Source organism: Roseomonas sp. WA12, from assembly GCF_054165765.1.
Genome location: NZ_CM135108.1, coordinates 4,217,535 through 4,240,335 on the forward strand (window position 1 = coordinate 4,217,535; position 22,801 = coordinate 4,240,335).

A 22,801-nucleotide genomic window follows, 5' to 3' on the forward strand; every position below is an offset into this window, starting at 1 on the left:
TCCGCCAGGAGGCTGGTTGGACCTATAGGTCCAACCCTGGACCTGCAGGGGGCTGCCGCAGATGCGGTGGGGGCTGTTTGGATGAGGGTCTTTGCGGCGCTTGCTGAACCTGTGGTGCGCCGAGGGTCTTAGACCCTCGGCGAGACCCCTGGTCCGCATTCCGCGGCAGCCTTGAAGAAGAAGATGAGGGGTCCGGGGAGAATTCCTTCTCCCCGGCCTTTCCTTATGCGCCCGCCATCGTCAGGCCATCGATCCGCAACGTGGGGCTGTCGGTGCCGCGCTTGAAGCGGAGGTCGTTCGCGGGCGTGATGTGCAGGAACATCTCGCGCAGGTTGCCGGCGAGGGTGACGCCGGAGAAGGCTTCGGCGAGGGCGCCGTTGCGGATCATGTAGCCGGAGGCGCCGCGGCTGTAGTCGCCGGTCAGCGCGTTGATGCTGCTGCCGATCATCTCGGTGACGTAGAGGCCTTCGGTGATGTCGGCCATCAGGGCTTCGGGCGTGAGCGTGCCGGGTTCAAGCCAGAGATTGGTGGTGGAGGGGGAGGGCGGGCCGCCGACGGCGCGGGAGGCGCGGCCGTTGGAGGCCATGCCCAGTTGGCGGGCGGAGCGCCAGTCGAGCAGCCAGTGCTGCAGCACGCCGTCCTCGACGAGGGCGAGGGGGGCGGTGGGCATGCCCTCGGCGTCGAAGGGGCGGGAGCGGAGGCCGCGGGGGCGGGTGGGGTCGTCGCGCACCGTCAGGCCGGGGGCGAGGATGCGCTGGCCCATGTTCTCGCGCAGGAAGCTGGTGCCGCGGGCGACGGCGGCGCCGTTGGCGGCCGCGGTGAGGTGGCCGAGGATGGAGACCGCCACGCGCGGGTCGTAGAGGACGGGCAGGCGGGCCGTGGCGGGGCGGATGGGGTTCAGGCGGCGGACGGCGCGCTCGGCGGCGTTGCGGCCGAGGGTTTCGGGGTCGTCCAGGTCCGCAAGGTGAGTGGCGCTGCTGTAGTCGTAGTCGCGCTCCATGCCGGTGCCCTGGCCGGCGACGGCGGTGACGGAAAGGCTGTGGCCGGTGCGCGCGTAGGTGCCGGTGAAGCCGTTGGAGGCGGCGAGCGCGATCACCGTGCGGCTCCAGCCGGCATCCGCCCCTTCGGAGTTGGTGACGCCGGGGATGGCGCGGGCGGTGTCCTCGGCGCGGCGGGCGCGGTCGGTGAGGAACGCCACGTCGGGCTCTGTCGGGTCCTCCATGTCGAGAGGGAGGCCGGCCAGGGCGGGGATGCGATCGGGGAGCGAGCCGTAGGGGTCTTCCGGCACGGCGCGGGCCATGGCGACGGCGCGTTCGGCGAGTTGCGCGAAGCCGCGCGGGTCGGCGTCCGTGGTGGAGACGATGGCCTGGCGGTTTCCGAGGAAGACGCGGAGGCCGATGTCGAAGCCCTCGGCGCGCTCGACATTCTCCACCTCGCCCAGGCGGAGCTGGACGGAGAGGGAGGCGTCGGCGGCGAGCATGGCGTCGGCGGCGTCCGCCCCCGCCGCGCGTGCCGCGGCGACGAGGGTGGCGAGGGTTTCGCGGGGATCCGCTTTCGTCAGCGTGTCGCTCATGCGGCGAGGGACTCGATCACTTCCGGCAGGTGGGGCACGCGGCCGGCGGGGCCGAGGGCGGCGAGCGTCGGCGACGCGCGGAAGGCGCGGGTGGCGGCCTGCTGGATCTGCTCCACGGTGACGGCAGCGATCTTCGCCTTGGTTTCCTCGACCGGGATGATGCGGCCGTGGACCTGCAGCTGGCGGGCGAGCTGTTCGCAGCGCGAGCCGGTGGATTCGAGCGACATGAGGACGCTGGCGCGGAGCTGGGCCTTGGCGCGGGCGAGTTCTTCCTCGGTCACGTCGTGCTGGACGCGGCGGAGCTCGTTCAGCGTGGCGGGCATGAGTTCGGCCGCCTGCTCCTCGCCGGTGCCGGCGTAGATGGTGAACAGGCCGTGGTCCCGGTACGGGGAGTGGAAGGAGTAGACCGAGTAGACGAGGCCGCGGCGCTCACGGATTTCCTGGAACAGGCGGGAGGACATGCCGCCGCCGAGGATCGTGGAGAGCAGCATCGTCGGGTAGTGCATGGGGTCGCCATAGGCGGGGCCGGGGAAGCCGAGGAGGAGGTGGACCTGGTCGAGGTCGCGCTCCTCGCGGAACTCGCCGCCGGTGTAGCGGGCGGGTTCGGCCTCGTGCTGGTGGGTGATGGGCAGGTCGGCGAAGTGCTGCTTCGTCAGCTCGACCAGCGCGTCGTGGTCCACGGCGCCGGCTGCGGCGACGACCATGCGGGACGGGCCGTAATGGCGGCGCATGTAGTTGGTCAGCACGTCGCGCGGCAGCTTCTCGATGATCTCGGCCGGGCCCAGGGTGGGGCGGCCCATGGGCTGCTGCGCGTAGGCGGTTTCCTGGAAGTGGTCGAAGACGATGTCGTCAGGCGTGTCGTTGGCCTGGCCGATCTCCTGCAGGATCACGCCGCGCTCGCGCTCCACCTCCTCGGGGATGAAGGTGGAATGGGTGAGGATGTCGCCAAGGATGTCGGCGGCCAGGGGCAGGTCCTCCTTCAGGACCTTGGCGTAGTAGGCCGTCGTCTCGCGCGCCGTGTAGGCGTTGAGGTGGCCGCCGACCGCCTCGATCTCGCGCGCGATGGCCTGGGCGTCCCGCTTCTCGGTACCCTTGAAGGCCATGTGCTCGAGGAAGTGGGAGACGCCGTTCTCCTCGGCCGTCTCGTCGCGCGTGCCGGTGTGGACATAGGCGCCGATGGAGGCGGTCTCCACGCGGGACATGGTGTCGGAGACGATGGTGAGGCCGTTGTCGAGCCGGGTGAGGCGGATGCTGCCGCCGAGCGCGGGGTCGGTGGCGGCGGCGAGGGTGTGTTCGGTCATGCGGGTTCGGCGGCTTCCGGGAGCGGGGGCTGTTCTGGGTGTGAATGTAGGGTGTCCGGTGGGTTGGCGCGAGGTTGAGGGGTGTGGCGCCTTGTGGCCCCAAGGAGGGGAGAAGGAATTCTCCCCTCCTTGGAACCTCCCATCATCTTCTTTTTCAGGGCTGCCGCGGAATGCGGGGCTGTGGCGGGCGCCGAGGGTCCAGGACCCTCGGCGTGGGGCAGCGCGGTCCGTGCCGCCGAGTGATCTGTTTTCAGGGCGCCTTTGATCGCCGTGCCGCGGCAGCCCGATGCAGGTCCAGGGTTGGACCTATAGGTCCAACCAGGCTCCTGGCGGATGGGTCTGGGGTTCGAGGCACTGCCTCGAACGCCGCAGGCCGGCGGCGCCTTCCCAGGGGCTAGGCGGGCGACGCCCGGCGGGGTGGCTGCGGCGGGCTGGGGGGCGGAAGCGGGAGGCTGGGGCTGGCGACCTGACGGCGCTCCGGCGGGTTGGGGGCGAGGCGGGGGACGAGGAGGATGAGGGCGGCGAGGGCGAGGGCGGGGAGGGCCCAGGTGGGGCGTGGCAGGCGCAGGCGCCAGGTGCGGGCGCGGCGGGATGGGGCTCGGCGGGCGCGGGTGGGTTCGGCGCTGGGCGGCGGGGTGGCGGGGAACTGGAAGAGGGTGTCGGCGCGGGCGAGGTCGGCAGTGTGGAGGAGGAGGACGCCGACACGGGCGGCGAGGGCGTGGGCGGCGGGGGTGTAGGGGGCGTTGGAGACGACGGCGGCGCCGTCCGCGCCCGCGTAGCCGCGGCCGGCGAGGGCTTCCTGCACGGCCTTGTTGCCGACGGGGCGGGTGTAGAGCTTGCACTGCAGCACGACGGAGCGCCCGCCCTTGCGGGCGAAGACGTCGACGCCCTGGTCGGCGGAGCCGCGGCCGAGGGTGACGGACCAGCCGCGGGCGGCGAGGGCATCGGCGCAGTGCTGCTCGAATTCGCGCGGGGTGATGGTGGGTGGCGCGGGTTTGGCGGGTTTTACCGGCTTCGCGGGGGTGGGGGCGGGCGCGGTGCCGTGGGCGAGGATGAGGAGGGCGGCGAGGGCGAGGAGCGCGAGCGCGGCGAGCAGGAGCCCCGTTCCCATGACCCCTCCGGCCGGCTTGACGTCTCCGGCGGGCCGCCGGGCGGCCTGTCAGGGGCTTGCGACTCGGCGCAGGCGGGGCTGACAGAGTCATTAGGTGCCGTTCTTCACAGGATACTTCAACATCGTGCGGTAAGTTGGGCGTGAGAAATCAGCGGTTTGGGTGGTGGAAGCGTCTTCGGGCGGTCATCGGGGTGTCATGGGGGCATGATGGGGGGTGGGTAGGGTGCGGCGCTGATGTCGGGAGTGCCGCCGTGATGAACCGCCGATCCGTGCTTTCTGTGGGTGCCGCCGCGCTGGTGGCGCAGTTTCCGGGGTTTGCTGCCGCCCAGGGTGGCGCCCAGGGTGGCGCCCAGGGTGCCGCGCCGGGGGCGCCGCTGTTCCGCTTCGGGGTGATCGCGGACCCGCAATACGCGCCGGTGCCGCCGAACCTGGCGACGGGGCGGTATTACGCGAACAGCCTGTGGAAGATGCAGGAGGCGATCGCGACGCTGAACGCGGAAGCGGATCTGCGCTTCGTGGTGACGCTGGGCGACATCATCGACCGCGGGTTCGAGAGCTTCGCGCATATCCTGCCGCTCTACGACACGCTGCGCCACGAGCGGTTCTTCCTGTTCGGGAACCACGACTTCGAGGTGGGGCGCGAGAGCCTGCATTCGGTGGTGCGGACGGTGGGGATGCCGCGGGCCTATTACGACTTCGCGGGTGGCGGGTTCCGTTTCGTGGTGCTGGACGGGAATGACGTGTCGCTGTTCGCGCCGCCCGCCGGCGATGCGCGCCGGGTGCTGGCGGCGCAGCGGCTGCAGACGCTGAAGGATGCGGGGGCGGAGAATGCGCAAGGCTGGAACGGGTCGCTCGGCGATGCGCAGTTCCAGTGGCTGGAGGCGGTGTTGCAGCGGGCGCGGGATGCGGGGGAGCGGGTGATCGTGATGAATCACTACCCCGTGTTTCCGGCGAACATGCACAACATGTGGGATGCGGAGCGGATCGTCGCGCTGCTAGCCTCGCAGCGTCATGTCGTCGCCTATTTCAACGGGCACAATCACGCCGGCAATTACGGCGAGCGCGACGGGCTGCACTTCCTGAACTTCAAGGGGATGGTGGATACGCCGACGACGACGGCCTACTCGATCCTGTCCGTGCATGCGGACCGGATCGAGGTGCAGGGCTTCGGGCGGGAGGAGAACCGGGTGATGGCGCTGCGGGCGTAGCGCCGCCTGATCATTCCAGGCGGATATTTTCCGCGCGCACCACCTCGCGCATCGCGGCGCGCTGTTCGGTGACGAAGCGGGCGAGTTCCTCGCGGGTGCCGCCCGTCGGCAGCACGCCGAGGCCGTTGAGCAGGCGGTCTCGCCGCGCAGGATCGGCGAGGGCTTCGTTGAGTGCGGTGTTCAGGCGATCGAGGATCGGCGTCGGCGTGGCGGCGGGGGCCCACATCGCCACCCAATCATTCACGTCGAAGCCGTCGAAGCCCTGTTCCGCCACGGTGGGGACATCGGGCAGGAAGGGAAGGCGTTCGCGGGTGGTGACGGCGAGGGCGCGCAGGCGGCCCTCGCGGATCAGGGGCACGGCCTGGGGCGTGGTGGAAAAGGCCATGTCCACCGCGCCCGAGAGCACATCCTGCATCGCGGGCGCGGAGCCGCGATAGGCGACGTGCACGAGGCCGAGCGAGGCGCGGCGCGACAGCACGGCGCCCGCGAGATGCGGGCCGGAGGCGATGCCGGAAGAGGCGTAGGTCATGCCCGGCGTCTTGCGCGCGGCCTCCATCAGCGCGGCCAGGCTCTGCGGGCCGGCAGGCAGTACGACCAGAACCTGCGGCAGGGTGCAGACGCGGCCGATGGGGGCGAAGGCGGTGGCGTAGTCGAAGGAGAGATTCGTCATCAACGCGGGGTTGAGCGCCTGGCCGGAGGCGTCCGACAGGATTGTGTAGCCATCGGGCGCGGCCTGGGCGACGGCGGCGGCGCCGATGGAGCCCGTGGCGCCCGCGCGGTTCTCCACCACCATTGTCTGGCCAAGCGTGGCGCCCATGGCTTCGGCGAGGATGCGCGTGGGCACGTCCACGCCGCCGCCGGGGGCGTAGGAGGCGACGACGCGAATGGGGCGGGCGGGCCAGGCGGATTGCGCGAGGGCGGGTGCTGCGGTCGCGGCGAGGGCGGCCGTGAGGAGCTGGCGGCGTGAGGGGGCCGGCATGTTTGCTGTGCCTTTGGACGTTTCCTTGGGCGTGAGCATAGGTGGGAAGGTCGGGGGAAGTATCCCCCCGGGCCCCCTTCTATTCCTGTCTGGTGCGTTGGCGCGCGGGTGGCACTGGCGCGACGAAAAACTTGCAAAAGAAGATGAGGGGTCCGGGGAGAATTCCTTCTCCCCGGCCTTCTACCCCGCGTTGCGCCGCGCGTGCGCGCGCACGGCCGATTCCACCGCCGCCAGGTCGTTCGGCAGCACGGTGAAGCGTTCCTCGCGCTCGTAGAGGTCGGCCATGTGGGGCGGCAGGTCCGGGCGGGTGCCGGTGGCCTGTTCCACAGCGTCGGGGAACTTCGCGGGATGGGCGGTGGCGGCGATGATGATGGGGGTGGTGGGGGAGTCCGGCGCCGTGGCGTGGCTGGCGAAGGTGCCGGCGGCGGTGTGGGGGTCGGCGAGGTAGCCTTGCGCGTGCAGGCGGCGCATCTCGGCGATGGTGTCCTCGTCGGAGACGGCGACGCCGCGGAAGAGGGCGGTGGCGGTGCGCCAAGCGGCGTCGGGGATGGGCATGCGGCCGGTGTCGCGGAAGGCGCGCATGGTGGCGGCGGTACCCGCGCCGTCGCGGCCGAGAAGTTCGAAGAGCAGGCGCTCGAAGTTGGAGGAGACCTGGATGTCCATGCTCGGCGACAGGCTGGGGATGACGGGCTGCGCCGTCATGTCGTTGGCGGTGATCCAGCGCGCGAGGATGTCGTTGCGGTTGGAGCCGATGATGAGGGTGGAGATGGGCAGGCCCATGCGGCGCGCGGCCCAGGCGGCGAAGACGTTGCCGAAGTTGCCGGTGGGGACCGCGAAGGCGATCTCGCGCTGCGGGGCGCCGAGCGCGAGGGCGGCGTAGACGTAGTAGGGGATTTGCGCCGCGATGCGGGCCCAGTTGATGGAGTTCACCGCGGAAAGGTTCATCTCGCGGCGGAAGGGCGCGTCGTTGAACATGGCCTTCACCATGTCCTGGCAGGTGTCGAAATCGCCCTTGATGGCGAGGTTGCGCACGTTGGGGGAGAGCACGGTCGTCATCTGTCGGCGCTGCACGGGGCTGGTGCGGCCTTCGGGGTGGAGGATGACGATGTCGAGATTCGTGCGGTCCTTGCATGCCTCGATGGCGGCGGAACCGGTGTCGCCGGAAGTGGCGCCGACGATGGTGATGCGCTTGCCGCGGCGGGCCAGCACATGGTCGAACATGCGGCCCAGCAGCTGCAGGGCGAAGTCCTTGAAGGCGAGCGTCGGGCCGTGGAACAGCTCGAGCGCGAAGCGGCGCTCGTCGAGCTGGATCAGCGGGGCGACGGCGGGCGTGGTGAAGCCCGCATAGGCGTCCCGGCACATGGTCAGCAGCACGCCGGGCTCGAAGGTGTCGCCGGTGTACCGGGCGATGATGTTCGCGGCGAGGTCGGGGTATGGGAGGCCGCGCAGGGCGTCCCACTCGTCCGCCGTGAGGACGGGCCAGGTCTCCGGCAGGAACAGGCCGCCATCCTCGGCCAGCCCGGCCAGGAGGACGGCTTCGAAGGAACGGGGGGCGGCCTCGCCGCGGGTGGAGACGTAGCGCATGCGGAGGGCTTAGCGGAAAGGGAGCGGGGCCGGAATGGCGCGTGACGGGGGGCTGGGCGGCGCTGGAGAGGGCGCTGCCCTCTCCAGACCTCTCCCGCCAAGGGCCTGAGGCCCCTGGACCTCCGTCTGGCTGCCGCGGTGCGATCCTGCCCTGGCCGTCGCCTCGGGTCGTGGACCCGAGGCGCACCGTCCGCCAAGCGATTCCATCCGAAGAAAAAGATGATGGTGAGGGGTCTGGGGAGAGGAAGAATTCCTTCTTCCTCTCCCCAGGGCCAGGATGCCCCGCATGATCCGGCGCATCCTCATCTTCCTGCTGCTCTCGGTCCCTGTGCTGGCGCAGGAGCTGGCGCCGGTGCGGCCGGGGATGCCGGAGGGGGATGCGCTGGTGGCGCGGCTGCGGGCGGGTGGGCTCGTGATGTTCTTGCGGCACGCGGATACCCGGGGGGAGGCGTGTGATCGGTCCTTCGCCGTGGGGGATCGGGCGGGGCAGCGGAATATCTCGGCGGAGGGGCGGGCGCAGTCGGCGGCGATCGGGCGGCGGTTGGGGGAGCTGGGGATTCCGGTGGAGTTTCCGGTGCCAGTGGGGCCGGTGTTCCGGGCGCGGGATACGGCGGAGGCGGTCTTCGGGGCGGATCGGGTGCGGGTGACGGATGATCTGCTGGCGGATGACTATGCCGGCGCGCGGTTGGCGGAGGTGATGGCGGGGCATCGGCGGTTGCTGTCGGCGCCGGTCGCGCCGGGGGTGAACCGGGTGGTGGTCGGGCATCGGACGCCGCTGATCCTGATCGCGGGGCCGGCAGTGGGCGGGCGGGCCTTGCCGGAGGGGACCTTTGCGGTGGTGGAGCCCGGGGGCGGGTTCCGGGTGCTGGGGGTGCTGGAACTGGCGCCGCTGCCAGGGGGTGGGTTTCACGGGTGCTGAGAGGCGGGTCCGGTCATCGGGCGGGCATCCTGCGGGTGGGGCGCCGCGTTGGGGCGTGGCTGGATGGAGAGTGTGATGAAACGATCGGCGATGCTGTCCCTGGGGTTCCTGCTGGCCGCGGCTTGGCCGGTGGGCGCGCAGGTGCCGGTGGTGGAGGGAGCGCCCGCGGAGCAGACGGCCCCGATGCAGGTGACGCCGGAGCAGGTGACGCCGGCGCAGACGGTCACGCTGGCGCTGGAGGCGCCGGGCGGGGGGAGCGCGCGCGAGTACCAGGTGGATGATGTCTCGGTCTCGGTCACCCGGTCGATGGATGCGCGGGGGGATTCACGGGCGGATGTGATGGTGTCGCTGGGCGCGATCCGTCCGATCGACACCTTCCTGCTGGAATGGGCGCGGCAGGGAGAGGTGGGGCCGGATGCGGCGCGCAAGGCGGTGGTGACGATGACTGCGCCCCAGGCCTCGGGCGCCGCGGTCGTGACGCGCTACGAGATGGAGGGGGCGAAGGTGCTGGCCTTCACGGCGTCCCATTCCGCCGCGGCCGGTGTTGCGCAGGTGATGGTGCAGGTGTCGGTGCGGCGGATCGCGCTGAACGGGGTGGTGCTGAATTAGGGTTTGCCGGCCCGGGGCGTGACTTTGGGCGGTGACGCGACGGGATAGCGGGGTGTGATGAGCAAGGAGGCCGCGCCGGGAGTGGACAGCCGGGGCTGGACGGGGCCGGAGCCCGCGCCGGCGCAGGCCGACCGGCGGCTGGCCCGGGCGGCTTTCCTGGCCGCGGGTGGGCCGGGTGCGGCGGCCCCGCAGCGCGCGGCCTCGGCCGTGTCCTGGGCCGGGCTGGGGGTCATGGCTGGCGTCATCCTTCTCGGCGCCGATCGCGACAGTTGGCTTCCCGGGCTGGGGCCGCTGGCGATGCGGGTGCGCGGCGGGGTGGAGGGGTGGCTGGCGGGGTTCGCGGGGCCGAAAACGGCAGAGGGCCTGGTCGTGTTGATGGGTGCGCCGGGCCTTCTCGCGGCGATGCTCGCCATCCTGGGAGCGGTGGCGGGCATTCTCTCCGCCTGGCGGAACCGGGCGGCGCTGACGCGCGGCTTCGGGGCGGCGGATGCGCTTGCGCCGGGCGGCGCCTTCGCCACGCTTCGTCACTGGGAAGCCGCGCCGCTGTTCCTGCTCCTGGCCGGGGTGAAGCCGGCGGGTGGGTTCTGGCTGGTGGTGAATGCCGTGCTGCTCTGGCTGATCGCGCGTTTCGCCGCGGGGCAGCTGACCGCGATCGCGGAGCGCCGTGCGGCGGGTCTGGCGATGCGCGGCGCTTCGCCGTCAGGATGGGATCTGGCGACGATCCTGGTCTCACTGGCCGGGATGATTCTGCTGCTTGCCCATGCGCTGCAGGTGATCGGTTAAGCGCGATCGCGTGGCGGGTTTTGTCCGGGCACCACAACGATGGCGCCGGCGGCGTAGAGACGTTCGCTGAGGCCACGGGCTGGGCGGAGGAGGAGCACGCCCGGAGCGGGGCTGCGCAGGAGTTCGGCGCTGGTTTCGGTGACGGCGGCAAGGGCGTGGTCGTCGCTGGGGAAGATGGCGACGATCGGTGCCTCGGCTGTGGCGTGGGCGGATGCGGGCGACGGCATGGGTCGCAATTTCGAGACGTTTTATGAATGAAGACTTAACCGGCCCGTCGTGCCGCTTGTGGAAGGGCTGCGGCGACGCGCAACGCGTTCGGGTACACGGCGTTCGGGCGCTGGCGGCATGGGAACCCCTTCACCGTCTTGTCACGGCACCTCCTCCTTGCGGGGTGGCATCCGGGGCAACACCTCGGGCACGGCGGCCTTCAACCCCTTTCGGGGCCCGCCTTGGATTGGAGTTCGGTTTCCATGCGCGTTCCGCTTCCCGGCCGCGATTACTTCCCGCCGCGGGTTCTCCTGCGCGGGGCGACGCGCGCGGCCATGGTGCCGGTGCTGGCCTCGGGTCTGGACCGGCCGTGGCAGGATCCGCGCGGCGGACTGGTCGCGTTGCGGCCGGGGCCGAGCATGGTGCCGGCCTGGCCGCCGGTGCCCGCCATCGGGATGCGCCCGGCGGCAGCCTGACCTAGGGCTGCCCGGGCAGGACGGGACGCGGATCGAGCGAGGTCGAGAGCCAGAACAGGCCGAGATGCAGATGCGGGCCGGTGACGCGGCCGGTGGCGCCGGACGCGCCGATGATCTGGCCGCGTGACACGGCATCACCTTCCCGCAGATCCATTCGCGACATGTGGGCGTAGAGCGTGGTCACGCCGTGGCCGTGCTCGATCAGCATCGTGTTTCCGGTGAAGTAGAGATCCTCGGCGAGCGTCACGCGGCCGCCTGCTGCGGCGGTGAGCGGGGTGCCGACGGGCACGGCGACATCGAGGCCCAGATGCGGCGCGCGGGGCTGGCCGTTCAGGATGCGCTGGCTGCCATAGACGCCGCTGATCCGGCCGCGCGCTGGCCATTCGAAGCCTTCGGCGAAATGGGGCGTCGCCGTATCCGTGCGGCGGGCGGCGTTCAGGCGCTCCTGCTCGCCACGGATGCGGGCCATGGCCTCCGTGTCCGGGGTCACCATCCCGCCGGGCAGGCCGTTCAGGCGCTGGATGTCCCATTCGCGCGGGGCGACCGCGATGCGCCGCTCTTCCCGCGTGCCGGAGGGGCCGGTGACGGTGAGGGTGGCTTGCGGCGCGGCATCCCGGCCGAGACCGAAGACGAAAAGGCCCTGGGGGGAGACGCGGCAGGGGCGGCCCTCGAATGCGATGCGGCTGCCGGGCTCGGTGCGGCCGGTGACGAGGGCGCCCTGGGAGATGCGCTCGGGGAGGATCAGGGCGGCTGCGGCCGGGCGTGCGAGGAGGAGGGTGGGGAGGGCCAGGGCGGTGCGGCGCCGGAAGGCCGGGGATAGGGAATTCTCCCCGGACCCCTCATCTTTGTTTTCAAGGCTGCCGCGGACAGTGGCCATGGGCGCTCCAGCAAACTGATAGAAATAGAAGGGAATCGGACGCATGCGTCCGATGGGGGATACTTCCCCCCGGCCTTGCTTACAGCAGCGTGTCCTGCGGCACGGCGGCCTTGCCGCGCCGCTTCGCGCGGTCGTCCGTCACGCTGATGCTGCCATCGGCGAATTGCAGCTCCAGCTTCTGGCCCGCAGCGACCTGACCGGCGGCGGTGACGGGCTGGCCGTTGCTGTCGCGCACCAGGGCGAAGCCGCGTTCGAGAAGGGCGCCGTAGGAGGCGCCTTCGAGGCGGGCGGCGAGGCCGTGGAGGGCCGCGCGGGATTCGCGGAGGCGGGCGGCGAGGAAAGGGGTGGGGTCGGGGATGCGGGCGAGGGCGGTGGCGCGCTCGGTGAGGCGGCGCTGGCGGGCGGCGTCCAGCCGTTCGGCGGCGCGAGTGAAGCTGGCGCGGGATTCGCGGAGGCGGGCGCGGAGGAGGGGGGCGGGGTCGGGCAGGCGGGCCAGGGCGCGGGAGCCGTGGGCGATGCGGGTGCGGGCGGCGCCGGCGATCTGAAGCTCCAGCAGGGTGAGGGCGGCGCGGCGGGCGGCGATGGCTTCCTGCGGGCGGGGGAGGCGGGCGGCGGTGCCTTCGAGCGCGCGGCGCTTGGCGGCGAGGAGGGCGCGGGGGGCGAGGCCGAGGCGGTGGGTGCGGTCCTCCAGCCGGTTGCGGCCGGCGGCGATGAGGGCGGGGAGGTCGGGCAAGCCGGCGCCGGCGCGGGAGAGGCGGAGATGGCCGCGTTCCAGCACGGAATGCGCCGCGCGGGCGAGGCGGGTGCCGCGCTGGTGGAGGGCGGCCGTCAGTTCCTCGCGGGAGGGGACGGCGAGCTCGGCGGCGGCGGTGGGGGTGGGGGCGCGGCGGTCGGAGGCGAAGTCGATGAGGGTGGTGTCGGTCTCGTGGCCCACCGCCGAGATGAGGGGGATGGGGGAGGCGGCGGCGGCGCGGACCACGATCTCCTCGTTGAAGGCCATCAGGTCTTCAAGGCTGCCGCCGCCGCGGGCGACGATGATGACGTCGGGGCGGGGGATGCGGCCGAGCGGGGAGAGGGTGGCCATGGTGGCGATGGCGGCGGCGACCTGCTCGGCGGCACCCTGGCCCTGGACGGCCACGGGGATGAGGAGGACGCGGCGGGGGAAGCGGCGGGCAAGGGTGGTGCGGATGTCGTGCAGGACCGCGCCCTTCTCGCTAGTGATGACGCCGATCACCTCGGGTAGGAAGGGGAGGGGGCGCTTGCGCGCCTCGTCGAACAGGCCCTCGGCGCCGAGGCGAAGGCGCAGCTTCTCGATGCGGGCCAGCAAGGCGCCTTCGCCGGCGTATTCCAGCTTCTCGATCTGCAGCGCGTAATCCGAGCGCTTGTCCGACGCGGTGATCTTGCCTGTGGCAATCACCTCCACCCCGTTCTCGGGCTTCACCTGGAGCTTGGAGAGGGCGCCGCGCCAGATGATGGCGCGAATGGTGCCGCTCTCGTCCTTCATGGAGAGGTAGGAGTGGCCGGAGGGGTAGGTCTTGAACTCGCAGATCTCGCCGCGCACGCGGATGCGGCCGAAGGCGCTTTCCAGCGTGCGTTTCACCGCGCCCGAGATCTCGGAGACGCTGTATTCGGGTATGTTGGTGGCGCTGCCGTCCATTCGGGCATTATGGGGGCTCGGGACCTTGCGCGCCACGCGGGGGACGACACCTTCCCCCGGAATGCGCCGCCCGCCCGGGCCCTTGCGATTCTGGAACAGCCCGGAGACGATGGCCGCCTATGCCCATGGACGACGCCCAGGATTTGACGGTCGACCGGCTCACCCGGCTGCGTCGCTATGGCGAGATCCTGGCTGATTTCGGCCGGTTGGTCGGGGAGGGCGGGGAGCCGGAGGTGCTGGTGCAGCTGGCCTGCGTGCAGGCCGCTCGTGGGATCGGCATCCGGCACACCAAGGCGATGCGCCACCGGCCCGAGATGGGGGACCTGCTGATCGTGGCGGGGGTAGGGTGGCGGCCGGGGGTGGTGGGGCATGTGAGCCTGGCGACCGACCTGGCCTCGCCGCCCGGGCAGGCGCTGCGGACGCGGGTGGCGAATGTGATCAACGACCTGCCCCATGACCCGGATTTCCGCATCTCCCCGGTGCTGCGGGAGCACGGGATCGTCTCGGTGGTGAACGTGCCGGTGGCGGTGGATGGGGATGTCTGGGGCGTGCTGGAGGCCGATAGCGAGCGTCTCGCAGCCTTCGGGACGGATGACGTGCAGTTCCTCTCGACGCTGGGGAGCATGCTGGGGCTGGCGCTGCGCGGCCGGAACAGGGAATCGGTGGCGCTGGACGCGGCGGCGGATGCGGCGCGGCTTCTGGCGCAGGAGCGGATGCTGCGGGTGGAGCTGCAGCACCGGAGCAAGAACGACCTGCAGCTCATCCTCTCCCTGTTGGTGCTGCAGCGGCGGCGCCTGACGGATGCGGAGGGGAAGCGGATATTTGGCCATGTGCTGGACCGTGTGGCCGCGATCGGGGTGGCGCATGACCAGCTGAATCTCGGGCGCGGCAGCGGGGAGATCGAGCTGGCGGGTTACCTGGCGGCGCTGTGTGGGAACCTTTCCAAGCGGCGGGAGGGAGTGGTGATCGAGACGTATCTCGCCCCGCTGGGGCTGCCGCACGGGCGGGCGGTGCCGCTAGGGCTGGTGGTGAACGAGTTGGTGACGAACGCCCTGAAGCACGCCTTCCCCGAGGGTGGGGGCGGGGTGATCCGGGTGGAGTTCGAGGTGCTGCCCGGGGGCGAGGGGCGGCTCTGCGTGCGGGATGACGGGATGGGGATGGGGCCGCCGCGGGCCGGCAGCTCGGGCACGGAGCTGGTGCGGCGGCTGGTGCAGCAGGTGAGCGGGCGGATCGAGCAGGAGCCGCAGGAGCGGGGGACGGGATTCTGCGTGACCTTCCCCGTGGCGGCGTAGGGCGGATCTGCGGGGCCGGCGGTCCTCAGCCTCCCGGCCAGTGCGCTGTGCCTTGATCATCGTATCCGCGGCAGCCTGATCGTGGGGCCGCGGAGCCCGGGTCTCCCCGTTTGAGAGATTGGGAGGCAAAGGGGCCCCTGACGGACGGGAGGCTTCCGCGCCATAAGGCGGCGCAGGTCATCCGGGGGTTCGGGCGCGCATGAAGGTTCTGCTGGTCGGCGGCGGTGGTCGCGAGCACGCGCTGGCGTGGCGGATTGCCGAGAGCCCCCTGCTGACGAAGCTGTGGTGCGCCCCGGGGAATCCGGGGATCGCGGAGCATGCTGAATGCGTGGGCGTCGGGGCGGAGGATGTTCCGGGGCTGGTGGCCTTTGCGCGCGCGCAGGGGGTGGACCTGGTGGTGGCGGGGCCGGAGGCGCCGCTGACGCTGGGGCTGGCGGATGCCCTCGCGGCGGTGGGGATCCTCTGCTTCGGGCCGAGCGCGGCGGCGGCGATGCTCGAGGGGTCCAAGGCCTTCACCAAGGAGGTTCTGGATGCCGCCGGCGCGCCGACGGCGGCCTGGGCGCGGTTCGACGATCCGGCGGCGGCGCGGGACTATGTGCGGGCGCAGGGCGCGCCGATCGTGGTCAAGGCGGATGGGCTGGCGGCCGGGAAGGGCGTGGTGGTCGCCGCGACGGTGGCCGATGCCGAGGCGGCGATCGCCGACATCATGGAGAGCCGCGTGCATGGCGCGGCGGGCGCTTCCGTGGTGATCGAGGAGTGCATGATGGGGGAGGAGGCGTCCTTCTTCGCGCTCTGCGACGGCGTGCGCGCGGTGCCGCTGGCCGCCGCCCAGGACCACAAGCGCGTCGGCGATGGCGACACCGGGCCGAATACGGGCGGGATGGGCGCCTATTCGCCGCCGCCGGCCTTCACGGACGCGATGCGGGACGAGGTGCTGGCCCGCGTGGTGCAGCCCGTGCTGGCGGAGATGAGCCGGCGGGGTTCGCCCTTCCGCGGGGTGCTGTTCGTGGGGTTGATGCTGACGGCCACGGGGCCGCGGGTGATCGAGTTCAACGTGCGCTTCGGGGATCCGGAGTGCCAGGCGCTGATGATGCGGCTGCGGAGTGATTTGCTGCCGGCGCTGGTGGCCTCCGCACGCGGGGATCTCTCGGGGGTTTCGCTGGAGTGGTCGGAAGAGCCGTCGCTGGTCGTGGTGGTGGCGGCGCGGGGGTATCCGGGCGCCGTGGTGAAGGGCGAGCGGATCGGGGGGCTGGAGAAGGCGGCCGCGGTGCCGGGCGCGCGGGTGTTCCAGGCGGGGACGGCGCGCGGAGAAGATGGGGCGGTGGTGGCCTCGGGCGGGCGGGTGCTGGGGATCGGGGCTTCGGCGCCGGACCTGCGCGCGGCGCGGGAGGCGGCCTATGCGGCCGTGGACGCGCTGGACTGGCCGGGCGGATTCTTCCGGCGCGACATCGCGTACCGGGCACTGTGAAGCCGGGCGCTTCGAGGGGGCTGGGTTGAGCGAGGGGCGCATCGCCTCCATCCGCTGCGGGGACGACCTGCGGGGGCGGGTGCCCGGGGACTACCTCTGCCTGGCCGATCCGGTGTGCCAGGGGCCGGTCGATGGCGCGTTTCCCGAGGAATATGTCTCCCGCCGCGCGGGCTTCGTGGCGGGGCATTACGCGCCCGGGGTGGGTGCGGTGCGGACGCGGCTGCTGGGGGAGTATGCGGCGCTGCGCGGGCTATCCGGGTACGGGCGTGTGCTGCTGTGGTTCGAGCATGATCTGTGGGACCAGGCGGTGCTGATCCGGCTGCTCTCGCTGCTGGCGGACTGGCCCGTGCTGGCCGGGAAGCTGTGGCTGGTGCCGGCCGACGGGGTTCGATCCTTCCCCGAGATGCCTCAGGAGGAGCTGGAGGCGTTGGTGCCGGTGCCGCTGGACTGGGCGGCGGTGGAAGCGGGCGCGGAGGTGTGGCGTGCCTTCGCCAGCCCGGACCCGACGGCGCTGGACCGGCTTTCGCGCCGCGCCTTGCCCCTGCCGCATCTGGCGCGGGCGATGCGGCGGCATCTGCAGGACCTGCCCTGGGTGACGGACGGGCTGGGGCTGACCGAGCGGCTGGTGATGCAAGGGGCCGCTTCCGGGGCGGGGGATGAGGGCGCGCTGTTTCGGCATCTCCGCGCGGCCGATCCGGCGTTCCACGTCACCGATCTGATCGTGCGGGACGTGGTGGCGCGGCTTTCCACCGGGACGCGCCGGCTGCTTTCGCGCGAGGCGCCGCATGGGCTGTCGCCGCGCGGGGCGGCGGTTCTGGCGGGGGAGGAGCGCTATGTGCCGGGGCCCCGGTTCCAGGGCGGGGTGGCCCTGGGGCCCGGTGGGCGGTGGTGGTGGAACCCGCGGGCGGCGGGGGTGACGGATGTGCCGCCGGGGCGGCGGGGACCGGGGTTGTTCGGGTAGGCCCCCAGAGAGGCTTCGCCTCCCTGGACCCTCCACCAGGAAACTGAGTTTCCTGGACCTTCCATCTGTCTGGGTGGGTGCGCCTGAGGTCGATGACCTCAGGCGGCTGGCAGGGTGGTTTGCGTGGCCTTGGTTCTTGGCCTTCGGCGCTTCCCCCGGGCGGCAGGCTTGACCGGTGCCCATCGCGTCCCGACTTTCTCTCCCAACCAACCCCTTTCGGGACATGAGATCGAGATGAGCGAGAACACCAAGGCTGTCAGCGACGACAGTTTCAAGGCCGATGTGCTGGAGGCCGAGGGCCCCGTGCTGGTCGATTTCTGGGCGGAGTGGTGCGGGCCGTGCCGGATGGTCGGGCCGATCCTGGATGAGATCGGCAAGGATTATCAGGGCAAGCTGACCGTCGCGAAGGTGAACATCGACGAGAATCCGATGGTGCCGAACGAGTATGCGGTGCGCGGCATCCCGACGATGATCCTGTTCAAGGACGGCAAGCCCGTGGACATGAAGGTGGGCGCAATGCCCCGCGGCCAGCTGCGGGCCTGGGTGGATCAGGCGATCGCGGGCTGATGCGGTTGCGCGCTGGGCGCCTTCTTGCCCTGGTGATGGGATGGGGGCTCGCGGCGTGTGCCGCGGCCCCTGTTTCGTCTCAGGAGGTGGTGCGGAGCGAGCGGGCGGGGTTCCGGGTGCGGGACTTTGCCACGGGGCTCGATCATCCCTGGGGCGCGGCGTTTCTGCCGGACGGGCGGCTGCTGGTGACGGAGCGGCCGGGGCGGCTGCGGATCATCGGCACGGACGGGGCGGTTTCGGCGCCGGTGCCGGGCGTGCCGGAGGTGGTGGCGCAGGGGCAGGGCGGGTTGCTCGACGTTGCGCTCGCGCCGGACTTCGCCAGCTCGCGGCAGGTGTATTTCTGCCTGGCGGGGGCGGCGCAGGGCGGGGTGCTGACGCGGCTGTCCACCGCGCGATTCTCGGCGGATATGACGCGGCTCGAAGGGGCGGCGACGCTGCTGGATGCGACGCCGGCCCAGGCCTCGGGGCGGAACCATTACGGGTGCCGGATCGTGTTCGGGCGGGATGGGAAGCTGCTGCTCTCCACCGCGGATCGCTACACGGACAAGGAGCGCGCGCAGCGGCTGGGCGATCTGGCCGGGAAGGTGCTGCGGCTGGAGCGGGATGGGCGGCCGGCTCAGGACAATCCGTTCGTCGGGCGGGACGGCGCGAGGGCTGAGATTTTCACCTATGGGCACCGGAACCCGCAGGGGTTGGCGGTGAATCCGGCGACGGGCTCCGTGATCGAGGTGGAGTTCGGGGCGCGGGGTGGGGACGAGGTGAACCTGCTGCGGGCCGGGGCGAATTACGGCTGGCCCCTGGTGTCCTATGGCGTGGATTATGATGGCAGCCCGATCGGGACGGGGCGGCAGAGCGCGCCGGGGATCGAGGAGCCGCTGCGGCACTGGACGCCGGCGGTGAGTCCGTCGGGCGCGAATTTCTACACGGGCGACCGGTTCCCGGGATGGCGGGGCAATCTGTTCGTGGCGGCGCTGCGGCCGCCCGGGCTGGTGCGGCTGACCATGGATGGGGATCGGGTGACGGGTGAGGAGCGGTTGCTCTGGGGGCGGACGCGGTTCCGGCAGGTGCTGACGGGGCCGGACGGGCTGCTCTACGTCCTGACGGATGAGGACCGCGGGCGGGTGCTGCGGCTGGAGCCGGCGGAATGAGCGATCTTCTCTCGTTGACGGCGCCGCTTCCGGGCGGTGGGGCGCAGCCGCTGGAGGCGTATCGGGGGCAGGTGCTGCTGGTCGTCAACACGGCGAGTCAGTGCGGCTTCACGCCCCAGTATGCCGGGTTGGAGGCGTTGCAGCGGCGGTATGGGTCGCGCGGGTTCCAGGTGCTTGCCTTCCCGTGCAACCAGTTCGGGCGGCAGGAGCCGGGGGATGCGGCGGAAATCGCCAGTTTCTGCACGACGAAGTACGAGGTGAGCTTCCCGGTCTTCGCCAAGGTGGAGGTGAACGGGGCGGGGGCGGATCCGGTGTTCCAGCACCTGAAGCAGGCCGCGCCCGGGGCATTGGGCACGCAGGCGGTGAAGTGGAACTTCACCAAGTTCCTGGTGGGGCGCGACGGGCGGGTGGTGGCGCGGTATGCGCCGGCCACGGCGCCAGAGAAGCTTTCGGGCGAGATCGAGCGGTTGCTGGACGCATAGAAAAGGCCGGGGAGAAGGTATTCTCCCGTCGAACGCATGCGTTCGACCCCCTCATCTATTTTTGCGAGTTTGTCGTCGCGCCGGTGTCGCTGGTTCGCCAGCGCTATCCCTCAAAAGAAGGCGGGGGTTTAGGGGAGTTCACTCCCCCAACCTTCAAGCCGTGCGCATGCCACCCGGACGGGGAACGCTGATCACGAACAGCCGGTGATTGGCGATATCGATGTTGCGGCGGGCCTTCTCGTTCCAGGTGCGCTCGGCGGTCTTCACGTCGTGGAAGGGGCCGTAGCTTTCCTCCGAGCCGGGCTCGAGGGTGGAGAAGCTCGCGTCGGTGAAGATGCCGCCCCAGATGAAGTGGAGCTGGGGGTAGGTGTTGTCGGGCATGGATATCCGGCTCGGCGATGATTCGCCGCAGCACATAGGGCCATGGCGGCGATTCCCCAAGCGGCGCGGGTGTGACATCGGGCGGTTCGTTCGTGCTTTGTGCTTGCTGATTCCGGAGGTGAGCCTATATCCGAGGGCCAGCCGGAAGGGCCCGACATGGAGCTGCGCGAGAAGCTCGAAATCCTGGCGGATGCGGCGAAATACGATGCGTCCTGCGCGTCCTCAGGGACCGAGAAGCGGGACAGCCGGGATGGCGGGATCGGCAGCACCGAGGGCATGGGGATCTGCCATGCCTATGCGCCGGATGGACGCTGCATCTCGCTGCTGAAGGTGCTGCTGACGAACGCCTGCGTGTTCGACTGCGCCTACTGCATCAACCGGGCGTCCTCGAATGTGCGGCGGGCCCGGTTCTCGGTGCGGGAGATCGTGGATCTCACGCTCGACTTCTACCGGCGGAACTACATCGAGGGGCTGTTCCTCTCCTCCGGCATCATCCGGTCTCCGAACTACACGATGGAGCAGATCGTGCGCGTGGCGCGGGAGCTGCGGGAGACGCATGGCTTCAAGGGCTACATCCATCTGAAGACGATTCCGGATGCCGATCCCGCGCTGCTGGCGGAGGCGGGGCGGCATGCGGACCGGCTGTCGATCAATGTGGAGCTGCCGGATGCGGGCAGCCTGAAGACGCTGGCCCCCGAGAAGGACGGGCGGCAGATTCGGGTGGCGATGGCGGGGCTGCGCGCGCGGATCGACGAGGCGAAGGAGGCGCGGGCCGAGGCCGCGCAGGTAAAGGTGGCGGTGGCCGGCGGGCGTCGCGGGGTGGCGCCGCGTTTTGCGCCGGCGGGGCAGTCCACGCAGATGATTGTGGGGGCGGATGCGTCCACGGATGCGACGGTGCTGGAAACGAGCGCGACGCTCTACGGGTCCTACAAGCTGCGGCGCGTGTATTTCTCGGCCTATTCGCCGATCCCGGATGCGTCCTCGATTCTGCCGCCGGTGGCGCCGCCGCTGGTGCGGGAGCATCGGCTGTACCAGGCGGACTGGCTGCTGCGGTTCTACGGCTTTACCGCGCCGGAGGTGCTGTCGGGCGGGGAGGGCGGGATGCTCGACCTGGAGGTGGATCCGAAGCTGGCCTGGGCGCTGAAGCATCGCGCGGTGTTTCCGGTGGATGTGAACCGGGCGGACCGGGAGATGCTGCTGCGGGTGCCGGGGCTGGGCGCGAAGACGGTGGACAAGATCATCTCCTCGCGGCGCGTGCGGTCCTTCCGGGCGGCGGATCTGGCGCGGCTGCGGGTGAACCTGCGTAAGGTGGGGCCCTTCATCACGGCGGTGGACCATCATCCGCGCGGCGGGCTGCTGGATCGGGCCGATCTGCGGGCGCTGCTGCTGCCGAAGGACGGGCTGGCGGAGCGGGCCTCGATCATGCCCGCCGGGGTGCTGGCGCGGCCGGTGCAGCTTCCGCTGTTCGGGGCGGCGGTTGTTTAGCGTCGCGCTCGCCGCGCCGGATGATTTCGAGGGCTGGCGGGAGGCGTCGCGCGCGCTGGTGATGGCGGGGGTGGCGCCTGAGGATGTGGCCTGGCTGGTGCCGGGCGATCCCGTGCCGCTGTTCGCGGGTGGAGCACCGCCAATACCGGGCGCGGATGCGCCGGCGCCGCGGGTGCCCAGGGACTTTCCTGACTTGGCGCGGCGGGTGGTGCAGCACCGGGATCCCGAGCGCTTCGCGTTGCTGCACGGGCTGCTGCACCGGCTGCAGACGGAGCGCGGGCTGCTGGACGATGCGGCGGACCCGGCCGTGGGGCGGGCCAATGCCATGGCGCGTTCGGTGCGGCGGGACGCGCACAAGATGCACGCCTTTGTCCGCTTCCGGGAGGTTCGGGTGGAGGGGGAGGTGCCGGTCGCGCCTCTGCCCGAGGCGGCGCTCGGCGTACCGCCATTGCTGCGCGATCTCGGCGCGCTGGAGGAGGGGGATGCGGGCGAGACGGCGGTGGTGGTGGCGCCGGGCTTGCCGGGGGTTCGCTACGTCGCCTGGTTCGAGCCGGAGCATCACATCCTGCGCGCGGAGGCGGGGTTCTTCGTGCGTCGCTTCGCGGGGATGCGCTGGTCGATCCTGACGCCGGAGGTCTCGGCGCATTGGGACGGGGTGGAGGTGCGCTTCGGGCCGGGGGCGCGGCGGGGTGATGCGCCGGCGGAGGATGCGGCGGAGGGGTTGTGGCGGGCCTATTTCGCCTCGGTCTTCAATCCCGCGCGGCTGAAGCCGGATGCGATGCGGGCGGAGATGCCGAAGAAGTACTGGCGCAACCTGCCGGAGGCGCAGGACATCCCCCGGCTGATGGCGGAGGCGCCGAAGCGGGTGGCCGAGATGGTGGCGCGGGGGGCGACGCCGGCCTCACCGCGGCGGCAGCGGGCGGTGCATCTGCCCGCGCATTTGCAGGAAGGGCATTCGCAGGCGGCGCAGCCTCGTCAGATTCCAGGCGTTGGAACGGACATGGCTGCCGATCTGCTGACCGAACCGATGGACTTCGCCGAGGCCCAGGCTGCGCTGCGGCGCGACCTGCTGGCGCGCAACGACCTGCCGCCCTGGGTGGCGCAGGCGACGCAGCCGGTGATGGGAGAGGGGCCGGAGCGCCCGCTGCTCATGTTCATCGGCGAGCAGCCGGGGGATGAGGAGGACATTGCCGGGCGGCCCTTCGTGGGGCCCGCGGGGCGGCTGTGGAACAAGGCGCTGGAGGAGGCGGGGGTTCCGCGCGGCGAGGCCTATGTCACCAATGCGGTGAAGCACTTCAAGTTCACGCCGACGGGCAAGCGGCGGCTGCACCAGTCGCCGGATGCGGGCGACATCTCTTTCTACCGGCCCTTCCTGCAGCGGGAGATCGGGATCGTGGAGCCACGGCTGATCGTGACCCTGGGTGCGACGGCGTTGAGGGCGGTTTCGGGGCGGGCGATGCCGGTGACGAAAATGCGCGGGTCGCTGCTGCGTGATCCGGAGGGGCGTCCCTTCTTCCCGACCGTGCATCCCTCCTACCTGCTGCGGCTGCCCGACCCGGAGGCGAAGGCGCGGGAGTATGATCGCTTTGTCGAGGATCTCGGCCAGGCGGCGGCGACGGCGCGGGGGCTGCCGGTAGGGTAGGCGCGCCAGCCTCGCATGCGGGTGCGCTGCGCGGAATGGTGGGGTCGCCGGGCGCGGCGAATGGGTTGATACGGGTGGCTGGCCGGCGGAA

Annotated in this window: 22 protein-coding genes; 13 read left to right on the forward strand and 9 right to left on the reverse strand. The window is 71.4% G+C overall.

The window, feature by feature from the left end; genetic code table 11:
* Positions 1–223: 223 nt before the first annotated feature.
* From ACVBD7_RS19975 to ACVBD7_RS19985, 3 genes are all read right to left on the reverse strand, one after another.
* Entirely contained in the window at positions 224–1,573 is a 1,350-nt protein-coding gene (locus ACVBD7_RS19975; RefSeq protein ID WP_458094992.1) for a TldD/PmbA family protein, read from the reverse strand.
* On the reverse strand, positions 1,570–2,874 hold the full coding sequence (locus tag ACVBD7_RS19980; RefSeq protein WP_458094993.1) for a M16 family metallopeptidase: 1,305 nt from the start codon (positions 2,872–2,874) through the stop codon (positions 1,570–1,572). Before ACVBD7_RS19980 ends, ACVBD7_RS19975 begins: the two co-directional genes overlap by 4 nt.
* A gap of 394 nt (positions 2,875–3,268) precedes the next feature.
* Positions 3,269–3,985 carry a restriction endonuclease gene (locus tag ACVBD7_RS19985; protein WP_458094994.1) on the reverse strand — a complete coding sequence of 239 codons (717 nt, stop codon included), beginning with the start codon at positions 3,983–3,985 and terminating at the stop codon, positions 3,269–3,271.
* A gap of 254 nt (positions 3,986–4,239) precedes the next feature.
* Here ACVBD7_RS19985 and ACVBD7_RS19990 point away from each other — a divergent pair, with 254 nt between their 5' ends.
* Positions 4,240–5,193 carry a metallophosphoesterase gene (locus tag ACVBD7_RS19990; protein WP_458094995.1) on the forward strand — a complete coding sequence of 318 codons (954 nt, stop codon included), beginning with the start codon at positions 4,240–4,242 and terminating at the stop codon, positions 5,191–5,193.
* Between the two features lie 10 nt (positions 5,194–5,203).
* Here the strand turns inward: ACVBD7_RS19990 and ACVBD7_RS19995 are convergent, their stop codons facing one another.
* Together ACVBD7_RS19995 and thrC are read right to left on the reverse strand one after the other, a co-directional pair.
* Positions 5,204–6,172: a Bug family tripartite tricarboxylate transporter substrate binding protein gene (locus tag ACVBD7_RS19995; protein ID WP_458094996.1), complete on the reverse strand. Its 969-nt coding sequence runs from the start codon at positions 6,170–6,172 to the stop codon at positions 5,204–5,206.
* Positions 6,173–6,352: 180 nt separating this feature from the next.
* Positions 6,353–7,756, reverse strand: a complete 1,404-nt coding sequence (thrC, locus tag ACVBD7_RS20000) for a threonine synthase (RefSeq protein WP_458094997.1) — start codon at positions 7,754–7,756, stop codon at positions 6,353–6,355.
* A 286-nt stretch (positions 7,757–8,042) separates the two neighbouring features.
* Between thrC and ACVBD7_RS20005 the strand changes: the two genes are divergently transcribed.
* The 3 genes from ACVBD7_RS20005 (at position 8,043) to ACVBD7_RS20015 (ending at position 10,067) form a co-directional block, all read left to right on the forward strand.
* Positions 8,043–8,675, forward strand: coding sequence for a hypothetical protein (locus ACVBD7_RS20005; RefSeq protein WP_458094998.1), 633 nt, complete (start codon positions 8,043–8,045; stop codon positions 8,673–8,675).
* Between the two features lie 75 nt (positions 8,676–8,750).
* The gene (locus tag ACVBD7_RS20010) at positions 8,751–9,284 is read left to right on the forward strand and encodes a hypothetical protein (protein WP_458094999.1); all 534 of its coding nucleotides are present in this window, start codon (positions 8,751–8,753) and stop codon (positions 9,282–9,284) included.
* 57 nt (positions 9,285–9,341) lie between these two features.
* On the forward strand, positions 9,342–10,067 hold the full coding sequence (locus ACVBD7_RS20015) for a hypothetical protein (RefSeq protein ID WP_458095000.1): 726 nt from the start codon (positions 9,342–9,344) through the stop codon (positions 10,065–10,067).
* Here ACVBD7_RS20015 and ACVBD7_RS20020 read toward each other — a convergent pair.
* Positions 10,064–10,294 (reverse strand): hypothetical protein, encoded by a 231-nt coding sequence (locus ACVBD7_RS20020; protein WP_458095001.1) that lies wholly within the window; start codon positions 10,292–10,294, stop codon positions 10,064–10,066. The genes ACVBD7_RS20015 and ACVBD7_RS20020 overlap by 4 nt on opposite strands.
* 243 nt (positions 10,295–10,537) lie before the next feature.
* Here ACVBD7_RS20020 and ACVBD7_RS20025 point away from each other — a divergent pair, with 243 nt between their 5' ends.
* Positions 10,538–10,750 carry a hypothetical protein gene (locus ACVBD7_RS20025; protein ID WP_458095002.1) on the forward strand — a complete coding sequence of 71 codons (213 nt, stop codon included), beginning with the start codon at positions 10,538–10,540 and terminating at the stop codon, positions 10,748–10,750.
* A gap of 1 nt (position 10,751) precedes the next feature.
* On the opposite strand, the gene ACVBD7_RS20030 is transcribed toward ACVBD7_RS20025, so the two are convergent.
* Positions 10,752–11,627 carry a M23 family metallopeptidase gene (locus ACVBD7_RS20030; RefSeq protein WP_458095003.1) on the reverse strand — a complete coding sequence of 292 codons (876 nt, stop codon included), beginning with the start codon at positions 11,625–11,627 and terminating at the stop codon, positions 10,752–10,754.
* 79 nt (positions 11,628–11,706) lie between these two features.
* Entirely contained in the window at positions 11,707–13,284 is a 1,578-nt protein-coding gene (gene xseA, locus ACVBD7_RS20035) for an exodeoxyribonuclease VII large subunit (protein ID WP_458095004.1), read from the reverse strand.
* 119 nt (positions 13,285–13,403) lie between these two features.
* Here xseA and ACVBD7_RS20040 point away from each other — a divergent pair, with 119 nt between their 5' ends.
* From ACVBD7_RS20040 to ACVBD7_RS20065, 6 genes are all read left to right on the forward strand, one after another.
* A complete protein-coding gene (locus tag ACVBD7_RS20040) occupies positions 13,404–14,576 on the forward strand; it encodes a sensor histidine kinase (RefSeq protein ID WP_458095005.1) in 1,173 nt (390 codons plus the stop codon).
* 199 nt (positions 14,577–14,775) lie between these two features.
* Entirely contained in the window at positions 14,776–16,044 is a 1,269-nt protein-coding gene (gene purD / locus ACVBD7_RS20045) for a phosphoribosylamine--glycine ligase (protein ID WP_458095006.1), read from the forward strand.
* A 25-nt stretch (positions 16,045–16,069) separates the two neighbouring features.
* Positions 16,070–17,005: a hypothetical protein gene (locus ACVBD7_RS20050; RefSeq protein ID WP_458095007.1), complete on the forward strand. Its 936-nt coding sequence runs from the start codon at positions 16,070–16,072 to the stop codon at positions 17,003–17,005.
* A gap of 234 nt (positions 17,006–17,239) precedes the next feature.
* Positions 17,240–17,572, forward strand: a complete 333-nt coding sequence (trxA, locus tag ACVBD7_RS20055) for a thioredoxin TrxA (RefSeq protein ID WP_458095008.1) — start codon at positions 17,240–17,242, stop codon at positions 17,570–17,572.
* Positions 17,572–18,720: a PQQ-dependent sugar dehydrogenase gene (locus ACVBD7_RS20060; protein ID WP_458095009.1), complete on the forward strand. Its 1,149-nt coding sequence runs from the start codon at positions 17,572–17,574 to the stop codon at positions 18,718–18,720. Before trxA ends, ACVBD7_RS20060 begins: the two co-directional genes overlap by 1 nt.
* Entirely contained in the window at positions 18,717–19,202 is a 486-nt protein-coding gene (locus ACVBD7_RS20065) for a glutathione peroxidase (RefSeq protein ID WP_458095010.1), read from the forward strand. Before ACVBD7_RS20060 ends, ACVBD7_RS20065 begins: the two co-directional genes overlap by 4 nt.
* A gap of 153 nt (positions 19,203–19,355) precedes the next feature.
* On the opposite strand, the gene ACVBD7_RS20070 is transcribed toward ACVBD7_RS20065, so the two are convergent.
* A complete protein-coding gene (locus ACVBD7_RS20070; RefSeq protein ID WP_458095011.1) occupies positions 19,356–19,583 on the reverse strand; it encodes a DUF4170 domain-containing protein in 228 nt (75 codons plus the stop codon).
* Between the two features lie 156 nt (positions 19,584–19,739).
* Here ACVBD7_RS20070 and ACVBD7_RS20075 point away from each other — a divergent pair, with 156 nt between their 5' ends.
* Positions 19,740–21,068 (forward strand): putative DNA modification/repair radical SAM protein, encoded by a 1,329-nt coding sequence (locus ACVBD7_RS20075; RefSeq protein WP_458095012.1) that lies wholly within the window; start codon positions 19,740–19,742, stop codon positions 21,066–21,068.
* Positions 21,061–22,710: a UdgX family uracil-DNA binding protein gene (locus ACVBD7_RS20080; RefSeq protein WP_458095013.1), complete on the forward strand. Its 1,650-nt coding sequence runs from the start codon at positions 21,061–21,063 to the stop codon at positions 22,708–22,710. The genes ACVBD7_RS20075 and ACVBD7_RS20080 overlap by 8 nt, the downstream gene beginning before the upstream one ends.
* The last annotated feature ends 91 nt before the right edge of the window (positions 22,711–22,801 follow it).